General features: G+C 74.5%; 1 protein-coding gene. It reads right to left on the bottom strand.

Translation table 11 applies throughout. From position 1 onward, the window contains the following. Positions 1 to 1,244, bottom strand: a 1,244-nt coding sequence (locus ACFPL3_RS41985) for a bifunctional aminoglycoside phosphotransferase/ATP-binding protein (RefSeq protein WP_379591035.1), incomplete at both ends; no start/stop codon positions are given.

Genomic DNA, 1,244 nt, shown 5'->3' with positions numbered 1-1,244 from the left:
CGGGCCGCGGTCTGCGCCTCGGCACGGCACCGCAGCTGCACCAGCTCGCTGTTCGTGCGCCACGCGATCTCCGCCGCGGCTGCGCGGTGCGGGGCGGCGGTCCAGGATGCGTCGAGCACCACCGACTCGCCGCGGCCGAGCAGCTGCTCCGCGCGGTGCAGCAGCTCGGAGTAGAGCTCCTCGGTGTGCTCCGGCGTGTAGATGCCCTTGCGGAAGCCTGCGCCCGCGGGCGTGGACGGTGCGAGGCCGGCGAGCTCCTTGCGGATGCGGTCGCTGGAGAGCACCACGGCGCCGAAGCGGTCGGCGAGCGCCCCGGCGAGGGTGGTCTTGCCGGTACCGGGCAGGCCTCCCACCAGCGCCAGGCGCGGGGATCCCGTTCGCAGGTGGTGCAGCGCGATCGTGGCGTACCGCACCGCCTCCGCTCGGGCTGACGGCTCGCCCTGGGCGTGGCGCAGGCACGCGACCTTCGCCCGTACCCCGGCCCGGTAGGCGGTGTAGTGGTGGCGCAGCGACGCCGGGGCCGGGTCACCGGAGAACTCGACGTAGTCGTCGAGGAAGCGTTCCCCCAGGTCGGTCCGGCCGAGCCGCTCCAGGTCCATCGCGAGGAAGGCGACGTCGTCGAGCCCGTCGACGAAGCGCAGCCGGTCGTCGAACTCGAGGCAGTCGAGCACACGCGGCCCGTCATCGAGGCAGAACACGTCCGCCGCGATCAGGTCGCCGTGCCCGTCGACGATGCGCTCGTCAGCGATCCGCTGGGCGAACAAGGGGCCGCGCCCGTCCAGGAAGCGGGTGACGAGGCGGTCCAGCGCGTCGGCGGTTCCCGGCGGGAGCACGGTCTGATCGAACGGGTGCAGCTCGGTGGTGTTGGCCCGCCAGCGGGCGCGCAGCGCCTCCCGCCCGCCCTCGGCCGCGATCCGCGGACCGCGCTCGGCACCGGCGTGGAACGCGGCGACCATCCGGGCCAGGGCGCGCAACGCGTCCCCGACGTCGGCGCCGTCCTGCACGAGGGTCGCGAGCCGCCGCTCGGCCGGCATCCGGCGCATCACGAGCAGGGGTTCGGCGGGCTCGCCGGGGAGCCCGGACACCTGCGCGAGTCCGAGGTACACGTCCGGGCTGAGGCGGCGGTTGAGCTCCAGCTCGCGCTGCAGAACGGCGCGGCGCAGGTCCGGGTTGCCGAAGTCGAGGAACGGGGTGCGCACCGGCTTCTTCAGCTTGTAGGCCCGCTCGCCGAGCAGGAGCACCAC

It is taken from the genome of Pseudonocardia zijingensis (assembly GCF_042657305.1).
Lineage (GTDB): Bacteria > Actinomycetota > Actinomycetes > Mycobacteriales > Pseudonocardiaceae > Pseudonocardia > Pseudonocardia zijingensis.
This window is presented reverse-complemented; position numbering and strand designations above follow the sequence as displayed.